The sequence below is a fragment of the Burkholderia sp. BDU5 genome (assembly GCF_001522845.1).
In the GTDB taxonomy this organism is placed as follows: domain Bacteria; phylum Pseudomonadota; class Gammaproteobacteria; order Burkholderiales; family Burkholderiaceae; genus Burkholderia; species Burkholderia mayonis.
This window is the reverse complement of record NZ_LOWC01000142.1, coordinates 74,505-93,220: the sequence shown is the minus strand read 5'-3', so window position 1 is coordinate 93,220 and position 18,716 is coordinate 74,505. Positions and strand designations below refer to the sequence as shown.

Here is an 18,716-nt window from a genome sequence, read left to right as displayed (position 1 = left end):
GTCGCCGCCCTCATCCGTTCGAGCGCGAACGCGAATCCGCGAACGGCAGTGCAGCCTTCGCCGCCGCATGCGCACGGCGGCGCGTCAACAGATCGCGCGTGATCCGCATGTGCTGCGCGGCGAATTGCTGCGTCGTCAGATCGCTTTCCTGCAGCCGACGTGCGGCCGCCTGCGCGCGTGCGAGCGCCTGATCGGGCCGCGCGGCGAGCGCGTCGGCCGCGCGTCGCAGCGCGCTCACGTCGAACGGCTGCACGTAGGTCGCCGTGCCGTGAGGGAAATAATCGCGCAGCCCGCCGACGTCGCTGACGATCATCGGCTTGCCGGCCGCCGCCGCCTCGAGCATCACCGTGATGCCCGACGCGTGGTGATTCGGTCGCAGCGGCACGACGATCAGGTCCGCCCAGTCGTATAGTTCGCGCTGCCTCGCGATGCCCGACACGGATGCGATCTCGACGTTCGGCGCATGCAGCGCACGCGGAATCCGGCGACGCGTCGCGAGACGCACGTCATAGCGCGCGTCGCCGCCGAACGCAGTGACGAACGTCTTCCAGTCGCGATCGCGATCGTTGCCGATCGCCGCGATGCGCAGCGGCCGATGCGGCGACCATGCGTCCGGCATGCGCATCGGGAAATCCTGCGTGTTCAGCCCGTAATACACCTGCAACGCATCGCGCCGCAGATAGCGGCGGCACAGTTCGGCGTTGTCGCGCGCAAGCGTCGTCAGCACGTCCGCGCGGCCGAGCAGCTTCCGATATGCCCAGCGGCGCACCGCGCCATAGCCGGGCCACTTGTCGAGAAGCCACACGCTTTGCGCAAGCAGCAGCGGCTTCGCGCCGCGCGCGCCCGACAGCTTCAGCACGAGTGACGCCGCGAGATGCTCATGCTCGGTGTGCGTCCAGATCACATCCGAATCGAGCAGCGCGGCCCGGTTGCGCCACGCATGCATCAGATCGAAGCCGAGCACGTATTTCAGCGCGCGGCGGCCGACGCCGACGAGCCGGCTCTCGCGCGCGTCGTGCGAATACGTCAGTGCGAACTCTTCGGACTCCGCATGGTGATAGCCATACAGGCAGCCGATTTCGTCGCCGTTGCGATAGGTGCGCGGATCGGCGCCGTAAAACAGATGAACGTGAACCTTTGCGGCGGTCATGCGAAAACTCCAGCCCGAATCAAATGAATCTGCAATGCGTCGCTCATCGCGCGGCGCCGACATGCGGCTCGGACGCCATGCGCCGCGCATCGTGCGCACCGCGCCGCACCGCGCGCCAACGCACGCGCATGCTCGCGCCGTTCTTCGCGGCGACGGTCAGCACGACATGCACGAAGCCCGGATACGCGCGCGTGCCGACGAGCGTCCACCACCACCACGCGATCACGCGCCGCATGGGCGGCAGATGCTCGCGCAAGGTCAGATGCAGGTTGTACGCGGCGTTCGACAGCGCGGCCATCGACGCGGCGTCGCGCCGATCGTCGTCGAAGCGCTCGGCCGGATAATGGTCCACTGCGACGGCCGGGTCGTAGACGAGCTTCCAGCCCGCGCGCTTCACGCACATGCTGAACAACGTGTCGTTGTGTGTCTGCGCTCCCGCGCCGCGCAGACGCATGTCGAAGCGCAGCCCTTCGATCGCCGCGCGGCGATAGCTCATGTTCGCGCCCTTCAGCGTGTCGACTTCGCGTGCGCCGCCGACGCCCAGATGGTGATTGCCGATGATCTTGCCCGACACGGTGAGCCGGCCGACGAGCGCCTGCTCGCCGTCGAGCAGCCGGCCTTTCTCGTGCACCCAGTCGCGGCCGCCCACCGCGCCGACGCGCGGATCGGCGTCAAATATCGCGCCGATCCGTTCTAGCCAGTCGACGCGCGGCGCGGCATCGTCGTCGGTGATCGCGATCACGTCGCCGCGCGCGGCGTCGAGGCCGCGATTGAGCGCCGCCACTTGCCCCGGTACGTCGACCGTGACGATCCGCAGTGCAAGCGCGCCGCATACGCCCGGATCGGCGAGCCGCTCGTGGGTCGCATCGTCGTCGGGGCGCGCGACGACGATCACTTCTTCGGGCGCCACGCGCTGCCGCTGCAACGCGATCAGGCAGCGCGCGAGATCCGCGGGACGCCGGTAAGTCGGCACGAGTACGGAAATTTTCATCGTCACCTCGTCGATCGAAGCAGGGTCCGCGTCACGCGCTCAGATATTCGTGCACGGCCGCATAGCCGCGACCGTAGCCGCGGGTGCGCGCCGGCACGCCGTTGAAGATCCCGCCTTGCAACTGCACGCCCGCGGTACGCAGTCGCTTGATCGCATCGCCGATCTCGCCCTCGGTATGCATGCCGGAGCGCAGCACGAGGAACGTCGAGCCGGCGAGCTCGCCGAAGATCGTCGCGTCGGTGACGGCTAAGATCGGCGGCGAATCGACGATCACCGCGTCATAGCGCTTCGCGAGGCCGTCGAGGTATTGAGACAGTCGCGGCGACATCAGCAGTTCCGACGGATTCGGCGGACGCGAGCCCGACGGGATGAACGACAGCCCCGGCACCGACGTATCGCGGATCGCCTCTCCGAGCGCGGCCTGATCGCTCAGCAGTTCCGACAGACCGTTCTTCACGCCTGTGCCGAAATAGTGATCGAGCGAACCGCGCCGCATGTCGGCGTCGATCAGCAGCACGCGCTTGCCCGAATGTGCGACGAGCGAGGCGAGGTTGACGGCGAGGAAGCTCTTGCCGACGCCGGGCGTCGGGCTCGTCAGCACGACCACGCGATTCTTTGCGTTCATCAGCGCGAACTGCATCGCGGTGCGCAGGCTGCGCAGGCTTTCGACGCTCGGATCCTTCGGCCGCGCACATGCGAGGATCGGCCGCACGCGATTGCCCTTGTCGGCGGCGTCGAAGCGCGTCTGCTCGGCGCTCACCGGTACGAGGCCGTACAGTGGCAGGTTGAATACGCGCTCGACGCGATCCGGATCCTCGATGCCATGGAACAGGTTGCGGCGCATGAACACGACGCTCGTGCCGAGGATCAGGCCGAGCAGCGTCGCCGCCGACAGGATCAGCACCTTCTTCGGCTTCACCGGCACGCCCGGGCGCAGCGCCGCGTCGACGAGGCGGATGTTGCCGCCCGTGCCGGCCTTCTGCACCGACAGCTCCTGTACGCGATTGAGCAGCAGCACGTAGATGTCTTCCGCGACCTTCGCGTTGCGCTGCAGCGCGACCGCCTTCACTTCGGTCGCCGGCAACCCGCGGAACTTGCCGTCGTACTTCGCGCGCTCCGCCTCGAGCTGCGCGAGCTGCTGCTTCGCCGCGACGACGAGCGGATGCTCTTCCGTGTAGCGCTGCGAGAGCGCCGCGAGCTGCAGCCGCTGCGCGGCGATCTGCTGCTCGTACTGGACACTGCCTTCGAGATAGACCTTCGCTTCGTCGCTCGCGTTGATCGAGCCCGACGTGCGCTGATATTCGGTGAGCTCCGCCTCCGCGCGCTCGAGGTCCGATTTCAGGCGCGGCTCCTCATTCTTCAGGAATTCGAGCATTTTCGTCGCTTCGGCCTGCTTGCTCGTGATGTGCTGGTGCAGGTACGACTGCGCAAGCGCGTTTGCGATCAGCGCAGTTAGCTCGGGATCCTTTCCTTCTAGCGAGATCTGGATCACGCCCGTCTGCTTGCCCTGCTCGGCCACTTGAATCGCCGACTGGAATCCGGTGATCGCATCGAGATCGTTCTGCCGGATCACCGTGAAGCGCGTGCCGGGGCGCGCGACGAGCTTCGACACGCTGATCGTCGCACCGCCACCCTGCTCATTCTCGCCAACCTTGCCGCGCAACAGCAGGTTGCCGTCCGGATCGGCGAGCGAGTAGTCGCCTCCCGCGCCTGCCGTCAGCGTCAGCTTCTTGCCTTCGAGCGCGGGCGTCACATTGATCGAATCGACGTCCGCCTCCTCGCCGCCCCATGCATACGACGACAGCCCGAGCCACGGCTTCGCCAGTTGCCCCGGCGTCGCGAGCCGCGCGGCGATCGCGCCGAGAATCGGAAATGTGTCCGGCGTGACCGACGAGTTCAGCTTGAACTGCTCGACGACCGGCGCGACGACGCCGCGGCTCTTGATGATCTCGATTTCCGCATCGGTCGGCGGCGTCGCCGGGCCGCTGTTGATGACGGCGCCCGTCTGCGTCTGCGTGAGCGCTTGCGACGTGTTGTCGCTCGCCTCGACGCGAACCTGCGCGTCGGCCGAATACACCGGCTTCGCGACATAGCAGTAGAGCCCGGCGAGCGCGATCACGAAAAGCGCGATGCCGAGAAGCAGCCAGATATCGTCGAGAATCACCTGGATCAACTGGCCCAGGACGACGTCTTCCTCGTCGGTCTTCACCACGAGGTCGGCATAAGGATGTTTCGCTTGCGTATTCACCATGCATTCCCGCTTGAGGTTGAGGCGGGCCGCGCGCGACGGCCCGGGACCGATCAGCGCGTGATCTGCTTCATGTAATAAATCGACTGGATCGTCGGAAACACCTGCTGGAGCAGACGGTTGAAGCGCACCGACTCGGTCGTGCCGACATAGACGACATCGAGCGGCTTCAGCTGAAAGCGGCTCGACAGCATCAGCGCGTCTGGCTGCGTCATGTCGAGACGGAAGATGTCGGGCGTATTCGGTTTGTCCTTCAGGTCGCGCAGCACGTAAATCTGGCGCGGGTTCGCGTCGGTATCGAGAATTCCGCCGCCTGCCGTCAGCGCATCGGCGATCGTCAGGCGGCCCTTGAGCATCGGCACCGTCGCGGGCGTCTTCACTTCGCCCATCACGAACACGCGGCTGTCGCTGCGGTCCGGCACGTTGACGATATCGCCCGGCTGCAGCATCACGTTCTGCGTGACGTCGCCGCGATCGAGCATTCCATTCGCGTCGAGCTGGTAGAACTTGCCGTCGCGCGTGAGGCGCACCCGCTGCAGGTCGGCCTCGTTGGTCGAGCCGCCCGAGCGCGTGATCGCGTCGACGAGCGTGATCGGCACGTCGGTGATCGCGAGCGGACCGGGCGTCTTCACTTCGCCCGTCACCTGCACCTTCTGACTGCGGTACGACAGCACGCGCACGTCGACCTGCGGGTTCTTCACGTAGCGCGCGAGCCGCGCGGAGAGTTCGTCGCGCACCTGGCCAACCGTCTTGCCGACCGCCCGAAGGCGGCCGACGAACGGAAAGTAGATCGTGCCGTCCGCGCCCACCGTCTGCCCGTACGGATCGGCCTGTCCGGGCAGTGCATTCGTATACGGTTGCTGCAGCGCGCCCGCGACCGTCTGCGTCGTGTTGCCGCCGCTCGAGAACGACTGACCTTGCGGCGTCGTCAGCTCTGGGTGATCCCAGACGGTGACGCCGAGAATGTCCTGCGGCGCGATCCGGTACACGTACTGCGCCGGATCGGTGTAGTTCGACGGCGGCAGCGGCTGATCCTTGCGCTGCGCTTCGGCCTGCGAAACGACCAGCTGCGCGGTGATGAGCTGCACGTTGTAGTGCTCGGTCGGTTGCGCATCCTTGTCTTCGAGGCGCGACGTATCCATATAGTTGCCTGGCGCCATTGAGCACGCCTGCAGCAACGATGCGAACGCGACGGCGAGCGCCATGGGTTTAAGCGAACGATTCAGCATATCTTTTGCAACCATCCTTGAACCAGACGTTCGATCAATGTGTAGCTCTGTCGATAATCGACCTCGGGACCGCCGTAGGGATCGGCGATCTCGGTGTCCTCCCATTTGCCGAGCAGATGCACCTTGCCGCGCGCGACCGGATCGAGCGATTCGACGTCGGCGATCTGCCGGCGCTCGGTGACGAGAACGAGATCCGCCGCACGCATGAGCGCTCGATTCAAGCGCCGCGAACGGTGCGGCGCGGCGTCGACGCCGCGCTCCGCCAACAGGCGCGACATCGTCGGATCGATGCCGTCGCCGTCGTTCGCATCGATGCCCGCCGAGTGGAATGCGAGCGCGGCGCGCGACGCCATCGACTTGAACAGCAGCTCCGCGGCCGGGCTTCGGCACACGTTCGCATGGCATACGATCAGAATATTGCGGAACATGGTCGAACTCGCGTTGTCACTCACGCTCTGGCGCGCGCGGCGCGCTTGTCGCTCGCCGCCGCGCGCGATGCGGCGCCCGGCCGTCCGATCGGGTAATACTCGATGCCGAGCTCGCGCATCGCGATCGGCTCGTACAGGTTGCGTCCGTCGAAAATCACGGGTGTTTTCCAGCGCTTGCCGAGCGCGACGAAATCCGGGCTCTTGAACGCCTTCCATTCGGTGACGATCACGAGCGCGTCCGCGTCCTGCGCGACTTGCGCCTCGTCGTCGGCAAACGCTAGTCGCGCGAGCGCGTCCTGACGATCGCCCAAGTCGAGCGCGAGCACACGCTGCGCTTCCGCCTGTGCGACCGGGTCGTACGCAGTGACGTGAGCGCCGCGCGACAGCAACTCGGCGATCAGCGCGCGGCTCGGCGCTTCGCGCATGTCGTCGGTGTTCGGCTTGAATGCGAGACCCCAGACGCCGAAGCGAAGGCCGGTCAGGTCCTCGCCGAAACGCGCGACGACCTTCTGCGCGAGCACGCGTTTCTGTTCGTCGTTGACGGCCGACACCGCCTGCAGCACGCGCAGCGCCTGCCCGTGCTCGGCCGCCGTGCGGATCAACGCTTCGACGTCCTTCGGAAAGCAGGAGCCGCCATAGCCGCAGCCCGCATACAAGAAGTGATAGCCGATCCGCGGATCGGAGCCGATCCCGCGCCGCACTGCTTCGATGTCGGCGCCGAAGCGGTCCGCCAGATTCGCGAGCTCGTTCATGAACGAGATGCGCGTCGCGAGCATCGCGTTCGCCGCGTATTTCGTGAACTCCGCCGAGCGCACGTCCATGTACAGCGTGCGCTCGTGATTGCGGTTGAACGGCGCATAGAGCTTCTTCATCAGCTCGCGCGCGCGCTCGCCGGGCACGTCGTCGTCACAGCCGATCACGATCCGATCCGGCCGCGTGAAGTCCTCGACCGCCGCGCCTTCCTTCAGGAACTCCGGATTCGACACGACCGAGAACATCGAGTCGTCGCCGCGCGCCTTCAGTTCGTCGGCGACCGCCGCGCGCACGCGCTCGGCCGTGCCGACGGGCACCGTCGACTTGTCGACGATCACCTTGAAGCCCTTCATGTAGCGGCCGATGTTCCGCGCGGCCGCGAGCACGTATTGGAGATCCGCAGAGCCGTCCTCGTCGGGCGGCGTGCCGACCGCGATGAATTGCACGTCGCCGTGCGCGACGGCCGCCTCGACATCGGTCGAGAACTGCAGCCGGCCCGCCGCGCGATTGCGCGCGATGATCTCGGCAAGGCCCGGCTCGTGTATCGGCACGCCGCCGCCGTTCAGTACGTCGATCTTTTTCCGATCGACGTCGAGACAGAACACATCGTGGCCGATGTCGGCGAGACAAGCGCCCGTGACGAGCCCCACATAACCGCTGCCGATGATAGTCAGATTCATCTGTCGAACCTCTTACCCAGTGAGTCGGAAACGCGTTGCCGCGCTCAGTACGCGTTGCTGCCGGTGAAGCCCTTCCACAGCGTCAGCGCGACGATCTTGATGTCGAGCCAGAACGACCAGTTCTGCATGTAGTACAGATCGAGTTTCACGCGGCCCATCATCTTCTCGATGCGATCGGTTTCGCCGCGAAAGCCGTTGATCTGCGCCCAGCCCGTGATGCCCGGCTTGATCCGGTAGCGGAACATGTAGCCCTTGACGAGATCCTTGTAGATGTCGTCGTGCTCGAGCGCATGCGGACGCGGACCGACCACCGACATCTCGCCCTTCAGCACGTTGATGAACTGCGGCAGTTCGTCGAGGCTCGTGCGGCGCAGGAAGCGACCGACGGACGTCACGCGCGAATCGTTCTTCCTCGCCTGCGTGACCTTCCCCTCCGCCTCGTGATGCACCTTCATCGAACGGAACTTGTAGATCTCGAATTCGTTGCCGTCGATGCCCTTGCGCTTTTGCCGGAAGAACACCGGGCCGGGCGACGTCAGCTTGACGAGCGCCGCGATCACGAGCATCGCGGGCGCCAGCATCGCGAGCGCAGCAAGCGCGAACAGCCGGTCAAACACGAACTTCGGCAGGATCCGAACGTCGCCGATCGGCGACGCGGCGAGATTGATCGCGGGCACGCCGAGCAGTTCGATGACTTCCTGATTGAAAAACGACAGGCTGCGCACGTCCGGCACGAATCGAATGTTGACGAAATCGTTTCTGAACTCGGTGACGATCCGGTGAATCTGCGGCTCCTCGGAAAGCGGCAGCACGAGCCACAGCTCGCCGATCTCGCGGCTGCGCACACGGCGCACGAGGTCGCCGAAGCGGCGCTCGATCGCGATGCCGTCGAGTTCGGCCGTCGCCGCGTCGCTGCGTCCGTCGTAGATGCACACTGGATTGAAACCCGCATCCGGACGCGCTCGCATGTGGGCGACGAGGCGCTTCGTCGCGGTCGCGTCCGCGCTGCCGACGATCGCGACCGACTTGTGATTGAAGCCGCCGCGCCGCAGTTGCCGCAGCACCGCGTACACGCCGGCCTTCGATGCGACGAGCAGCGTGATCGTCGTCATCGCCCAGTAGCCGAGCCACAGGCGCGACAGAGCGCCCGCGTGATGGACGCTGAAGCTCATCAGGATTCCCGCCAGCTCGACGACGAGCCACGCGACCGACACGCGCCACATAAGCCCGAACACCGGCTTGCCGCGCCACGACTGGTAAATGCCGAACGCCGGGAAGAACACGATGACGAGCATGCAGTCGAACACGACGACGGTGCGCCGCAGGTCGTCGAGCCACACGAAGCCGCCGCGATGAATCATGGCGGCGATCAATGCGCCTGCCACGGCCATCGCGATATCGATCATCCTAGCCAGTACGCTCAGCATGGTTCTTCCTCGTGAGACGGAAACCGGCCGCACACATCCCGTCGATGTGCATCCGATTTAAACATTGCATGCCGTTATTGAACCGGGAAGAAAATCCCTCCCGCAAGCGCACAAGTATTTCTAAAAATAATCGGAAATTTTTTCAGGGACACGACGATAATCAATCAGAATATTTTGCCGAAGCAATCACCTCGATAGACAACCAGAAGAGACGAACATGCCGCCGAAAGCCTTTACCTACAAGGCTTTGACGGGTTGGAACCCAATATTTTTTTAATTTTTTATTCATTACTTCGCACGCATCCCATGCAATTTGCGTGCACCTCACGACAGCAAGCTGCCAATCGAGCGTGTCCGCACGATTCTTTTATTGTCGATTTACGTCGTGCTACAACGTCGGGACAGTCTTGTACTCGAGGAGTGTCATCATGAACACCACGCTCGCCACCGACGCCCGTCCCGCTTGCGTCGCCGCCGGCACGCACCTTTCCGTGCAACCCGTCGTGCTGGCCGGAGGCTCGGGCACGCGGCTCTGGCCGATGTCGCGCGAGCGCCATCCGAAACAATTGATCAATCTGCTCGGCGACGAGTCGCTGCTGCAATCGACCGCGCGCCGCCTCGACGGTCTGTCGACCAGTCATCCGGTATCCGAACGAATGATCATCGTGTGCGGAGAAGAACACCGCTTCACGACCGCCGAGCAACTGCGACTCGCGGGCAAGGACGCGACGCTCGTGCTCGAGCCGCTCGGCCGCGACACCGCGCCGGCGCTGACGATCGCCGCGCTACGCGCGGTCGCGGACAGCGACGACCCGGTGCTGACCGTAATGCCGGCCGACCACGCGGTCGCCGACGTCGCGCGTTTCCAGCAAGCGGTCGCAGCCGGCGTGCGCTACGCCGAACAAGGCATGATCGCGACGCTCGGCATCGTGCCGACGCACGCCGAGACGGGCTACGGCTACATCCGCGTCGGCGCGGGCGCGAGCGACGCGGAACCCGGCGTCGCGGTCAGGAAGCTCGACCGCTTCGTCGAGAAGCCGCACCTGGAACTCGCCCAGCAATATGTCGCCTCGGGCGAATACTGGTGGAACAGCGGCATCTTCATCGTCCGCGCATCGGTATGGCTGAAGGCGATTCGCCACTTCCAGCCCGCGATCCACGAAGCATGCGCGCGCGCGGTCGCGCTCGGCAGCGATGACGGTCCGTTCTTCCGCGTCGATCGCGACAGTTTCGCCGCGTCGCCGTCGAACTCGATCGACTATGCGGTGATGGAACCGCTTTCGAACCTGCCCGCCGTCTGCGAATGCGTCGTCGTGCCGCTCGACGCCGGCTGGTCCGACGTCGGCTCGTGGGACGCGCTCTGGCAGATCAGCGACAAGGACGACGACGGCAACGTCGCGCGTGGCCGCGTATGCTTCGAGCAAGCGTCGTCGACGTTCGCGCATTCGGAAGGACGCCTGATCGCCTGCGTCGGCACGCAGAATCTCGTCGTCGTCGAAACGCCCGATGCAATCCTAGTCGCCGATCGCGCGCACGTGCAGGACGTAAAGAAAATCGTCGGACGCCTGAAGGCGGAGTCCGGCCCGGAAGCGTCCGACCACCGCAAGGTGCATCGCCCGTGGGGAAACTACGATTCGGTCGACAGCGGCGAGCGCTTCCAGGTGAAGCGGATCGTCGTCAAGCCGGGCGCGCGCCTGTCGCTGCAGATGCATCATCACCGCGCCGAGCACTGGATCGTCGTGCGCGGCACCGCGCGAATCACGCGCGGCGACGAGACATTCCTGCTGTCGGAGAACGAGTCGACCTACATTCCGCTCGGCGTATCGCACCGGCTCGAGAATCCCGGCAAGATGCCGCTCGAACTGATCGAAGTGCAATCGGGCTCGTATCTCGGGGAAGACGACATCGTCCGCTTCGAAGACAACTATGGACGACACTGACGGAACGGCCGCACCGCAGCGGCCACGCGGCCCGCGCGCAAGCAGGCCGCGTGGCGAACGGCACGACCGCATTCAACCGACGCGATACGCGTACTCGCGCCGGTCGACCTGCACTTGCGGTGCATCGCCGCGTCCGTCTGCGAGTGCGCGGCGCCGTTCGGCCGCGAAGTGCTTGATATTGGTCTCGGCCAGCGCGAGCGCGGACAGCCCGGCGATCGTCGGCACCGATTTGCTCGCCTGCTCGGCAGCAGGCGCCGGCGCCTCGCGTGCATTCCGCCCGCCCGCGCATTGGCGGTCAATCCACTGGCGCGCCCAATCGAGCGCGTACTGCTCCGCCGATTCGGCATCCGTGAAACGCGGGCCAATGAGTCCCGAACGCTCGACGCGCCGATCGTCCTGCACGATCTCGGCCCATGCCCGATACATCAGGTTCTGCACGGGCTGCGCGATACCGTACACGGTATAGCCGCGATAGGTTTCGGTTTGCGGTGCATGCATCCCGAAGCTGAACGACGCGGGATGCGGCCTGCCATGTCCATGGTCGCGTACGGACGCGCCCGGCGCCGTGAAGCCGTGGTGATGCGACGCCTCGACGTCGCGATGCTCGCCTCCCTCCTCGTCGCTCGTGAAGCGTCTGACGTTCACGCCCGTGCCCGAACGGCAAACGCTGGCTTGAGCGACCGGCAATTGCCACGACTCGGGGTTTTGCCAGAACACCCCGCGCAGGCGATCGCAATCGGCGGGCGGCTCCGCACGCCGAACGAGCGCGACAGGCTCCGGCGGCGGCGGCACATACGCGAACGCACGGCCGCTTTCTTCCGATAGCACTTTCACCATCTCGCCGAGCGTACCGCTCGCGAGCCATTCTTCGAAGCGGCGTCGGCACGTCGGGCCGGATGGATAACGGCCGGGCAGCTTCGACCACGGGTCGCCCGTGGTAAGAATCCAAAGCACCGCGTTCGCGACGACCCGATTCTCTGCGCGCGGCCGGCCTCGTCGGTTCAGCCGGATGGGTTCATCGGCGATCAACGTCGACAGACGGGCCCACTCTTCATCGTTTAGCTCATCGAAGAACATAGATCTCTCCACACAGCCAGGCCGGGCTGCGATTGGCGGCACGGTCGCGAGCGAATCGCACTCGCAACCGCGGCCAGGTTGCACATGGACGCTATTCGGTTGTGCACGCCGGTTCGCTAAGCACAAACAAGGTGCCGTGACTCCCGACGATGACGCACGAACCACTGTCTCACTCGTATGCGATATTTTTTGTGCATGAAGCATACCATCATCAGGGTTTATCTCAATATGACAACGGCGTCATGTTACTCACTGAAACAAGATAGTAGTCAAGCAGGGTCAGCATTTCATTTCTATTTTTATGATGTTTTTATTTAGATCAGCTCGAAAGCCCCGCCCATAAAGGCTGAATGGAATGTGAAAAATACATTGCAAACGGGCTACGACGCAAGCTCCGACCCTGTGCGGCAGCATTTTCCGACGTCGTTGCAACATCGGTAAATAAATGGAAAATACGTGACAAATTGTTTATTGATCGGCAATTAAATCCTTTTTCAATCGTTATACTTTTCATTGCACGCAATCTCATAAATGATTGAATGCGATCGATGCCAGCTCCGTCGGCTGCGTGCCGGACTGGCTCGCCCGCTCAGTCCAGGTCGCTCGCGAGCGACGCTGCGACGTCCGGGTCGATCCGCATCGTTTGTACCGGATAGTTAGGATGGTCGCATCCGATCGACAGCGGCGCGCCCGCCTTGAGCTTCGCCTTCATCGCGTCGCTCAGCTCGAAGCGCACGAAGTGCACGGCGGAAGTCTTCTCGTCCGTGTCGCGCTCGAGATCTTCATCGGCAATCGCATAGACGGGCGTCTCATCGCCGACGACGAGGAATACACAATCTTCGATGCCGATGAGCCGTGCCAGCGCCGCGCGTCGCTCCTTTTCGTTTTCGTATTCGATCTGCATCGTCGCTTTGAAATTGCTGCCGTCGGGTACGAGCGGCAGATATGCTTCGAGCTCGCCCGAGATGCCCGCCTCGTCGAAGATCTTCTCGATGTGCAGCATCTCGTGGATCTGATAGCGGATCGTCGTCTCGTCCTCGAACAGGAAGCGCAAGTGATTGCCGAGCGACACCGCACGGCGCTTCTTGTGTGCGATCACACGTGCATGTTCTTGCCGGCGCACCTTCGCATAGGCTTCGAGCGTCAACAGCGAGTCGCGGGTGAGCGTCATGTCGTGCTCCTCGTTCGGTACGACGTGCTCAGATGCCGTATGCCTTGCGCAGCAGCGTGATCGGATGGACGAGCGGAGGCGGCGCGACGCCTTTCGCGCCGATCCCCTCTTCGATGTGATGTCCGGCGAGCGCGCAATCGGACGACATGTAGTCGGGCGTCTGCTCCGCCATCGCCTTGAACACCGGCGCGCCGATCTTCAGCGCCTGCGCATGGAATTCCTTCTTCACGCCGAACGTACCCGCGTGCCCCGAGCAGCGCTCGACAACGTTCACCTTCGTACCCGGCACGAGCGACAATGCGTCGGCCGTCTTGCGCCCGATGTTCTGCACGCGCGCATGGCACGGCACGTGGTACGACACGGTGCCGAGTTCGTGCTTGAAGTCGGTTTTCAGCAGGCCGTCGCGATGGCGCGCGATCACGTATTCGAACGGATCCCAGAACGCGTCGGCGACCGCGCGTACGTCGGGGTCGTCGGGAAACATCAGCGGCAGCTCGCTCTTGTACATCAGCACGCAGCTCGGAATCGCGCCGATCAGCGCATAGCCTTCGTGCGCATAGCGTGAGAGCACCGCGATGTTCGCCTCCTTCTTCCTCGCGACGCCTTCCAGATTGCCCTGCTCGAGAAGCGGCATCCCGCAGCATGCTTCGCTCGTGACGAGCTCGTAGGGAATGTCGTTGTGCGCGAGCACCGCGAGCAGATCGTGGCCGATGCCCGGCTCGTTGTAGTTCACGTAGCAGGTCGCGTAGATCGCGACGCGCCCCGGCGTGCGCTCGCCGTCACGCGGCAGCGGACCGGGCGAGCGCTGCGCGGCGCGGCGGAACTTGCGCGGCGCGAACGGCGGCAGCCACGCGTGCCGATCGACGCCGAGCGTCGCTTCGAGCGCACTGCGCACGGGAGGCGTGCGGTTCGCGACATTGACGGCTTGCGTGACGATCGGAATGCCGGCGAAGTAGCCGAGCATGTCGGTGTTCGACAGCAGCTTGTCGCGCAGCTTGACGTCGTTGCGCTTGTAGCGCGCGGCCTTCGCACGCAGCATCAGATGCGGGAAATCGACGTTCCAGGGATGCGGCGGCACGTACGGGCATTTCGTCATGTAGCAGAGGTCGCACAGATAACACTGGTCGACGACTTTGCCGAACGATTTCGGATCGACCGCATGCGCCTCGCCCGTCTCGGTCTCGTCGACGAGATCGAACAGCGTCGGAAACGCGCCGCACAGCGACACGCAGCGCCGGCAGCCGGCGCAGATCTCGAACACGCGGGTAAGCTCGGCGTCGATCGCGGCTTGATCGTGGAACGCGTCCGAGCGCCAATCGAGCGGATGGCGGGTGGGAGCCTCCAGACTGCCTTCTCGGTGGGACATGGGGCAGCTCCATCACGTTGCGCGCGGCCGCGCGCGTTGTGCCGGAACGCACGGCGACGCGCACGCGCTCCCGCGCAGCCGCCTCCGGCTGACGGTACGAGGAGCGAACGCTCGCGCGCCGGCGAGCGGCGCGCTCAGTCGACGAGCGCGTCGAGCGCCTTCGTATACCGATTCGCGTGGCTGCGCTCCGCTTTCGCGAGCGTCTCGAACCAGTTCGCGATTTCGTCGAAGCCTTCTTCTCGCGCGGTCTTCGCCATGCCAGGGTACATGTCGGTGTACTCGTGCGTCTCGCCCGCGATCGCCGATTGCAGGTTCTGGCGGGACGAGCCGAACGGCAAGCCCGTCGCCGGATCGCCGACCGCTTCCAGATACTCGAGGTGGCCGTGCGCGTGGCCGGTTTCGCCTTCGGCCGTCGAACGGAACAATGCGGCGATATCGTTCTGTCCCTCTACGTCCGCCTTCGATGCGAAATACAGGTAGCGGCGATTCGCCTGCGACTCGCCGGCGAACGCGTACTTCAGGTTCTCTTCGGTCTTGCTGCCCTTGAGCTGTGCCATCTGCGCCTCCGTGTCTCATGCCGGCGCGCGCGGCGGCGGGCCGGATGAACGATTGTGGGGAACGATGCGCAGCTCGGCTGCCGCCGCTGGGGCACCGTGCATTTCAATCTAGGCGCTCTCGCGCGCATCCCCCAATAGGCTTTTTCAATGTCGTCGATAGTGCGGCGATGGCGGGAGGCAGCGACGGCGGTCAGGCGATGACGATGACAATGCCGCGCCGCATTGCGGCGCGGCACACGCTCGCCTACGGCGTCAGCGCGGCGACGCGGGCGCGAGCGGCCACGCGTCGCTGCCCTTCTCGCCCGTCGGCGCGGTCGCGCCCGGCAGCGCCTGCTTGCTGATCGAGCGACTGCGGTTGAAGTACTTCTCGAGCAGCGCATCGAGGATCGCAACCGTCTCGACATCCGGCACGCCGTCGTAACGCGACGGCCGGAAGTGCATCTGGAACGCCGACACGACGTTGACCGTCTGCGCGTCGAGCGCGCCCGTCTGCGGCGTGTCGTAGCCGTACGCGAGCAGCTTCGACTGCAGGCTCGCGACGTCGCCCGCGAACGGCCGGTTGGTCCGGTAGTAATCGACAGCTTCCGCCTCCGGCCACGCGCCGATCCGATATTGATCGTAGAGCTTCTTCCACGGGAACAGCGGCCCGGGATCGGTCTTGCGGCCGGGCGCGATGTCCGAGTGTCCGACGACCTTCTGCGGCAGCACCTGATGCCGCGCGACGACGTCGGCAGCGAGGGCGCCGAACACCGCGACCTGCGCATCCGGATACGGATACCAGCGCCGGTTCATCAGCGGCAGGTTTTCGTCTTCCGGCGGGAAACCGAGATTGACGATCTCGATGCCGACCGAGCCCGCGTTGAGCATCCGGTCGCCCTGCCAATAGCTGACGCCCGCATGCCATGCGCGGCGCGCCTCGGGCACGAGCTCGAATACCTTGAAGCGCTGGCCGTCGTCGGCCGCGTCGGGCACGAGATAATGCGAGCTGACCTGCCGTTGCGGATCGGTCAGCGATGCCAACGAATCCGCGAGCGTCTGCGCCGTGTAGTGCAGCACGAGCGTGCGCACCCGCGAATCCTGATTCGGCGACTGGATCGAGCGGTCGATCGTATAGCTCGCGCCGGCTGCCGCGCCGGACGACTGCGACGCATCCTGCGCGTGCGCGGACGACACGACGCCGTCGCCATCGCCGCAACCGGCGAGCGGCAGCATGAGCATTCCCACCGGCCATGCCGACGAACGCGCGAGAAAACCGCGCCTGCCCTCGTTGATGATTTTCGCTTGTTGTTCTTCAGCCATACCCTTTTCCGTAAGAGTCGTAACTTGCGATTGAGAATCGGCGCGATGCGCCGAGCGAGTAAATTGCGCGATGAAGCGACGCGCGACCGTGGGAGTCGGCGAGGCAGCGCAAGTTCCGATTCGGAGTGCGACGTATTCGCGGAAAACGGGAAAGCTTCGAAGCGAAGCCGACGATGCGACCGCGTGAAGATGAAGATGCACTGCGTGTCGATATTTCGCGCGGGCGACGCGTGGCGTGTGGTTGCGGCTTGCGGCTTGCGGCTTGCGGCTTGCGGCTTGCGGCTTGCGGCTTGCGGCTTGCGGCTTGCGGGAGGCTACGTCAAGCGCGTCGCCATGTCGGAACGAAACGACGCCGCCCCGACGCATGACGACAACGAGCAACGACTCGCATACGCATCGTCCTCCTGATCGATGTCGAAACACGCCACGCGCGGCAACATGACATATGCCGGGGTGCAACGCGCGGGCGACGACGCCTCACGCACGCGCAATCCGCCAATCCGCCAATCCGCCAATCCGCCAATCCGCCAATCCGCCAGTCCGCCAGTCCGCCAGTCCGACCGCCCAGATCGCCCCACGACGCATCATCGCTCCATCGCCCGCGCGAGCAGCATCTCGCGCTCGCGCGCATTGAGCGTCATGTCGGCCGCGCGCCGAAACTCCGCCTGCGCCTCGTCGCGCCGCCCGAGCTTCGCGAGCAGATCGCCGCGCACGCTCGGCAGCCAGTGGTAGCGCGCGAGCGCCGGATCGGCGGCGAGCGCGTCGACGATTTCGAGCCCCGCCGCCGGCCCGAACGCCATGCCGACCGCGACTGCGCGATTCAGCTCGACAACAGGCGAAGGCGCGACTTGCGCGAGCGCATCGTAAAGCGCGACGATCTGCGCCCACTCGGTGTCGTCGGCGCTGCGCGCACGCGCGTGACATGCGGCGAGCGCCGCCTGCAGCGCATACGGGCCGCTCGCGCCGCCGAGCGCTTCCGAGCGCGCGAGGGCGGCGAACCCTCGCCGGATCAGCAGCGGATCCCAGTGGCTGCGGTCCTGATCGAGCAGCAGCACCGGACGCCCTCGCGCATCGATGCGCGCATGCATCCGCGACGCCTGGATTTCCATCAACGCGACGAGTCCATGGACTTCGCTCTCGTCGGGCGCGAGCTCGGCGAGCACGCGTCCGAGCCGCAGCGCTTCGTCGGTCAGCGCGGGACGCATCCAGTCGTCGCCGGCCGTCGCCGAATAGCCTTCGTTGAAGATCAGGTAGATCACTTCGAGCACCGAAGCAAGCCGCGACGCGCGCTCCGGCGCGCGCGGCACCTCGAACGGCACCTTCGCCGCCGACAACGTGCGCTTCGCGCGCACGATCCGCTGTGCGATCGTCGGCTCGGGCGTGAGGAACGCGCGCGCGATCTCGCCCGTCGTCAGCCCGCCCAGCAGGCGCAGCGTGAGCGCGACGCGCGCGTCGGTCGACAGCACCGGATGGCACGCAGTGAACACGAGCCGCAGCAGATCGTCGCCGATGTCGTCGTCGCGCGCCGCTTCGAGCACGTCGACGACGTCCGGCGCCACGTGTGCGCCGAGCGCGTCGAGATCGAGGCCGATCTGCTCGCGCTTGCGCGCATGCAGCGCGTTCTGTCGCAGGTGATCGAGCGCGCGGCGCTTCGCGGCCGTCATCAGCCATGCGCCCGGATTCTCCGGCACGCCGTCGCGCGGCCAGTGCTCGAGCGCGGCGACGAGCGCGTCCTGCGCAAGCTCCTCGGCGGCGCCGACGTCGCGCACGAGCCGCGCGACGTGCGCGATGATTCTTGCCGCCTCGATCCGCCAGACGGCATCGATCGCGCGATGAACGGCGGCGTCCGTCATGCGCGCCCTTCCGCGAGCGCCTTCAGGTTCGCGAGCCCCGCGGTGAAATCCGCACCGATCATCTTGTCGATGCTGAAGAACACCTGCATCAGCTTCGACAGGAACGGCGACGGGCCGCGCATCGCCCACGTGACGACCGTCGCGTCGCCGTCCGGCCGCAGCGTGAATTCCGCGACGTCGTGCGCCTCGAACGGCTTCACGAAATCGAGCCGCATCGTCACGTGCGACGGCGCTTCGAGCTCGGTGATCTCGAAGCGCCCGACGCCGACCTTATCGCTCGTCCACGCATAGCTCGCGCCGACACCGGACGTCACCGCGCCGTATTCGCCGCGCAGCGCCGGATCCTTGCGCTCATATGGGTTCCACGTATTGAAGCGGTGCAGGTCCGCCACGTATGGAAAGATGCGCTCGGCGTTCGCATCGATCCGCGCGCTGCGCTCGACGCGAAACGTGCCCGGCCGCGACGCCGCATACAGCATCAGCAGCAGCGCCAGCGCGACCGCCGCCGCGCAGGCGATCACCACGATCTCGACCATCGCCGTCTCCT

Annotated in this window: 15 protein-coding genes; 1 reads left to right on the top strand and 14 read right to left on the bottom strand. The window is 65.4% G+C overall.

Features of this window, described 5'->3' with window-relative positions:
* Positions 1–10: 10 nt before the first annotated feature.
* Genes WS69_RS21635 through WS69_RS21605 form a run of 7 tightly spaced genes read right to left on the bottom strand, consistent with a single transcriptional unit; the run spans position 11 to position 8,906 of the window.
* On the bottom strand, positions 11–1,150 hold the full coding sequence (locus WS69_RS21635; protein ID WP_059472927.1) for a glycosyltransferase: 1,140 nt from the start codon (positions 1,148–1,150) through the stop codon (positions 11–13).
* Between the two features lie 43 nt (positions 1,151–1,193).
* The gene (locus WS69_RS21630; RefSeq protein ID WP_059472723.1) at positions 1,194–2,141 is read right to left on the bottom strand and encodes a glycosyltransferase family 2 protein; all 948 of its coding nucleotides are present in this window, start codon (positions 2,139–2,141) and stop codon (positions 1,194–1,196) included.
* A gap of 31 nt (positions 2,142–2,172) precedes the next feature.
* On the bottom strand, positions 2,173–4,392 hold the full coding sequence (locus WS69_RS21625; RefSeq protein WP_059472722.1) for a polysaccharide biosynthesis tyrosine autokinase: 2,220 nt from the start codon (positions 4,390–4,392) through the stop codon (positions 2,173–2,175).
* Between the two features lie 50 nt (positions 4,393–4,442).
* Positions 4,443–5,618 carry a polysaccharide biosynthesis/export family protein gene (locus WS69_RS21620; RefSeq protein WP_059472721.1) on the bottom strand — a complete coding sequence of 392 codons (1,176 nt, stop codon included), beginning with the start codon at positions 5,616–5,618 and terminating at the stop codon, positions 4,443–4,445.
* Positions 5,612–6,046: a low molecular weight protein-tyrosine-phosphatase gene (locus WS69_RS21615; protein WP_059472720.1), complete on the bottom strand. Its 435-nt coding sequence runs from the start codon at positions 6,044–6,046 to the stop codon at positions 5,612–5,614. The genes WS69_RS21620 and WS69_RS21615 overlap by 7 nt, the downstream gene beginning before the upstream one ends.
* A gap of 20 nt (positions 6,047–6,066) precedes the next feature.
* Positions 6,067–7,479 (bottom strand): UDP-glucose dehydrogenase family protein, encoded by a 1,413-nt coding sequence (locus WS69_RS21610; protein WP_059472719.1) that lies wholly within the window; start codon positions 7,477–7,479, stop codon positions 6,067–6,069.
* A gap of 44 nt (positions 7,480–7,523) precedes the next feature.
* Positions 7,524–8,906, bottom strand: coding sequence for an undecaprenyl-phosphate glucose phosphotransferase (locus WS69_RS21605; RefSeq protein WP_059472718.1), 1,383 nt, complete (start codon positions 8,904–8,906; stop codon positions 7,524–7,526).
* A 428-nt stretch (positions 8,907–9,334) separates the two neighbouring features.
* Between WS69_RS21605 and WS69_RS21600 the strand changes: the two genes are divergently transcribed.
* Complete coding sequence (locus WS69_RS21600) at positions 9,335–10,846, top strand: mannose-1-phosphate guanylyltransferase/mannose-6-phosphate isomerase (protein WP_059472717.1); 1,512 nt, start codon at positions 9,335–9,337, stop codon at positions 10,844–10,846.
* Positions 10,847–10,918: 72 nt separating this feature from the next.
* Here the strand turns inward: WS69_RS21600 and WS69_RS21595 are convergent, their stop codons facing one another.
* From WS69_RS21595 to WS69_RS21560, 7 genes are all read right to left on the bottom strand, one after another.
* Positions 10,919–11,923: a transposase gene (locus WS69_RS21595; RefSeq protein WP_059472716.1), complete on the bottom strand. Its 1,005-nt coding sequence runs from the start codon at positions 11,921–11,923 to the stop codon at positions 10,919–10,921.
* A 589-nt stretch (positions 11,924–12,512) separates the two neighbouring features.
* Positions 12,513–13,094, bottom strand: coding sequence for a DUF3501 family protein (locus WS69_RS21590; RefSeq protein WP_059472715.1), 582 nt, complete (start codon positions 13,092–13,094; stop codon positions 12,513–12,515).
* 28 nt (positions 13,095–13,122) lie between these two features.
* A complete protein-coding gene (locus WS69_RS21585; protein WP_059472714.1) occupies positions 13,123–14,460 on the bottom strand; it encodes a heterodisulfide reductase-related iron-sulfur binding cluster in 1,338 nt (445 codons plus the stop codon).
* A 134-nt stretch (positions 14,461–14,594) separates the two neighbouring features.
* Positions 14,595–15,017 (bottom strand): rubrerythrin family protein, encoded by a 423-nt coding sequence (locus WS69_RS21580; protein WP_010110230.1) that lies wholly within the window; start codon positions 15,015–15,017, stop codon positions 14,595–14,597.
* A 252-nt stretch (positions 15,018–15,269) separates the two neighbouring features.
* A complete protein-coding gene (locus tag WS69_RS21575; protein ID WP_059472713.1) occupies positions 15,270–16,316 on the bottom strand; it encodes an N-acetylmuramoyl-L-alanine amidase in 1,047 nt (348 codons plus the stop codon).
* 584 nt (positions 16,317–16,900) lie between these two features.
* Positions 16,901–18,169 (bottom strand): RNA polymerase sigma factor, encoded by a 1,269-nt coding sequence (locus WS69_RS21565; RefSeq protein ID WP_059472711.1) that lies wholly within the window; start codon positions 18,167–18,169, stop codon positions 16,901–16,903.
* Positions 18,166–18,705, bottom strand: coding sequence for an SRPBCC family protein (locus WS69_RS21560; RefSeq protein WP_059472710.1), 540 nt, complete (start codon positions 18,703–18,705; stop codon positions 18,166–18,168). Before WS69_RS21560 ends, WS69_RS21565 begins: the two co-directional genes overlap by 4 nt.
* Positions 18,706–18,716 lie beyond the last annotated feature (11 nt).

Coding starts and splice junctions, on each gene's coding strand:
- WS69_RS21635 (WP_059472927.1), bottom strand. CDS start 1,150: ATGACCGCCGCAAAGGTTCACGTTCATCTGTTTTACGGCGCCGATCCG.
- WS69_RS21630 (WP_059472723.1), bottom strand. CDS start 2,141: ATGAAAATTTCCGTACTCGTGCCGACTTACCGGCGTCCCGCGGATCTC.
- WS69_RS21625 (WP_059472722.1), bottom strand. CDS start 4,392: ATGGTGAATACGCAAGCGAAACATCCTTATGCCGACCTCGTGGTGAAG.
- WS69_RS21620 (WP_059472721.1), bottom strand. CDS start 5,618: ATGCTGAATCGTTCGCTTAAACCCATGGCGCTCGCCGTCGCGTTCGCA.
- WS69_RS21615 (WP_059472720.1), bottom strand. CDS start 6,046: ATGTTCCGCAATATTCTGATCGTATGCCATGCGAACGTGTGCCGAAGC.
- WS69_RS21610 (WP_059472719.1), bottom strand. CDS start 7,479: ATGAATCTGACTATCATCGGCAGCGGTTATGTGGGGCTCGTCACGGGC.
- WS69_RS21605 (WP_059472718.1), bottom strand. CDS start 8,906: ATGCTGAGCGTACTGGCTAGGATGATCGATATCGCGATGGCCGTGGCA.
- WS69_RS21600 (WP_059472717.1), top strand. CDS start 9,335: ATGAACACCACGCTCGCCACCGACGCCCGTCCCGCTTGCGTCGCCGCC.
- WS69_RS21595 (WP_059472716.1), bottom strand. CDS start 11,923: ATGTTCTTCGATGAGCTAAACGATGAAGAGTGGGCCCGTCTGTCGACG.
- WS69_RS21590 (WP_059472715.1), bottom strand. CDS start 13,094: ATGACGCTCACCCGCGACTCGCTGTTGACGCTCGAAGCCTATGCGAAG.
- WS69_RS21585 (WP_059472714.1), bottom strand. CDS start 14,460: ATGTCCCACCGAGAAGGCAGTCTGGAGGCTCCCACCCGCCATCCGCTC.
- WS69_RS21580 (WP_010110230.1), bottom strand. CDS start 15,017: ATGGCACAGCTCAAGGGCAGCAAGACCGAAGAGAACCTGAAGTACGCG.
- WS69_RS21575 (WP_059472713.1), bottom strand. CDS start 16,316: ATGGCTGAAGAACAACAAGCGAAAATCATCAACGAGGGCAGGCGCGGT.
- WS69_RS21565 (WP_059472711.1), bottom strand. CDS start 18,169: ATGACGGACGCCGCCGTTCATCGCGCGATCGATGCCGTCTGGCGGATC.
- WS69_RS21560 (WP_059472710.1), bottom strand. CDS start 18,705: ATGGTCGAGATCGTGGTGATCGCCTGCGCGGCGGCGGTCGCGCTGGCG.